The sequence below is a fragment of the Algibacter sp. genome, from assembly GCF_049667265.1.
Classification (GTDB): domain Bacteria; phylum Bacteroidota; class Bacteroidia; order Flavobacteriales; family Flavobacteriaceae; genus Algibacter_B.
The window spans coordinates 1-1,550 of the sequence record NZ_JBATHX010000221.1 but is presented as its reverse complement, the minus strand read 5'-3'; the positions used below and the strand labels follow the sequence as shown (position 1 = coordinate 1,550).

Annotated in this window: 2 protein-coding genes; one reads left to right on the top strand and one right to left on the bottom strand. The window is 32.5% G+C overall.

Translation table 11 applies throughout. The features are described 5' to 3' along the window. Positions 1–127 precede the first annotated feature (127 nt). Positions 128–733, bottom strand: coding sequence for a DUF4254 domain-containing protein (locus tag WBN21_RS08260; RefSeq protein ID WP_424199230.1), 606 nt, complete (start codon positions 731–733; stop codon positions 128–130). A gap of 135 nt (positions 734–868) precedes the next feature. Between WBN21_RS08260 and upp the strand changes: the two genes are divergently transcribed. Continuing rightward, a complete protein-coding gene (gene upp, locus WBN21_RS08255; protein WP_424199228.1) occupies positions 869–1,528 on the top strand; it encodes a uracil phosphoribosyltransferase in 660 nt (219 codons plus the stop codon). The last annotated feature ends 22 nt before the right edge of the window (positions 1,529–1,550 follow it).

The window sequence follows — 1,550 nt, the reverse complement described above, 5'->3', positions numbered from 1 at the left end:
GGTAAGGGCGCGCAAAACAGGAATTGTCATTGCCACATCGCCCATTGCAGAAAGTCGGATGACTAAAATGTTTTTTTGATTTGGCATCTCAACTATTTAGTATAAGATTCCTGCCTACGCAGGAATATTATTTTTGAGAACGAAGTACAGGATTCAATTCGTCATCATTGTACATTTTCATCTGTTTGTAAACCTTCATATACTTATCTCCCTTTTCAATATCACTTAAAAGTGTATCAATAGCCGTTGATAAATCCACACGTTGCTCTAATAAAATATCTAATTTTTTCTGGCAAGCAGCTTTGTGTTCCGCGGAAGCGTCATTACGAGTAGCCTCCTCATTCATATGGTAAACTTTTAATGCCAAAATAGATAATCTATCTACACCCCAAGCTGGACTTTCGGTATTTATTGTTGCATCTGTTTTTACCGAAACATCTTTATATTTTTCTAAAAAATAACTATCAATATACTCCACCATATCCGTTCTATCTTGGTTGGATGCATCAATTTGACGTTTCAATTTCAAAGCAGCAACCGGATCTATTTGTGGATCACGAATAATGTCTTCATAATGCCATTGCACCGTATCAATCCAACATTTTCTGTATAATAAATGTTCTAATAACTCGCTTTCTGGATACCCATTCTTAAAAGGCTGATCTACCGTATTAATAATGTGGTATTTTGCAATAACGTCTTGAAAAATCTTGTTGGCTTTACTTGTAAACATATTTGTGAATTTTTAAAGTACAAAACTACGGAAATTTTATAAGAATTATTTATTTATATAATCTTCAAAAGGAATGTAAATTGATTTCTAATTGGGTTTCATTAACTTTACTGAGCATAATTTATATTTTTACACATGACGATACATAACTTATCCAATCAAAATTCGATACTTAATAATTTTATATCAGAAATTAGAAATATTGATATACAAAAAGACAGCATGCGTTTTAGAAGAAATATTGAACGAATTGGTGAAGTTTTAGGCTATGAAATGAGTAAACACTTAAAATATAATTCTGAATTAATAAAAACGCCTTTAGGAACAAGCAACATCAATTTACCAGAAAATGACATTGTTTTATGTTCCATCTTGAGAGCAGGTGTGCCCTTGCATAATGGATTATTAAATTATTTTGATAAAGCAGAAAATGCTTTTATTTCGGCCTATAGACATCATAAACACAACCCTGATAGTTTTGAGATTGTTGTTGAATATTTAGCTTGCCCTGATTTGGAAGGTAAAACACTTATTCTGGCAGATCCTATGTTAGCTACTGGGCAATCTATGGTAGCTACTTTTGAGGCTTTAAAACCCTTTGGAGCACCAAAAGAAATTCATTTAATTAGTGTTATTGGAGCTCAAGATGGTGTGGAATTTGTCAAGCAAAACTTTGGAAAAGAAACACATTTATGGATTGCCACCATAGATGAAAAACTAAATGAGAAAGGCTATATAATTCCTGGTCTGGGCGACGCTGGAGATTTGGCTTTTGGTAAAAAATTACAACATTAATAAGATAAAAGGAAGTACCATT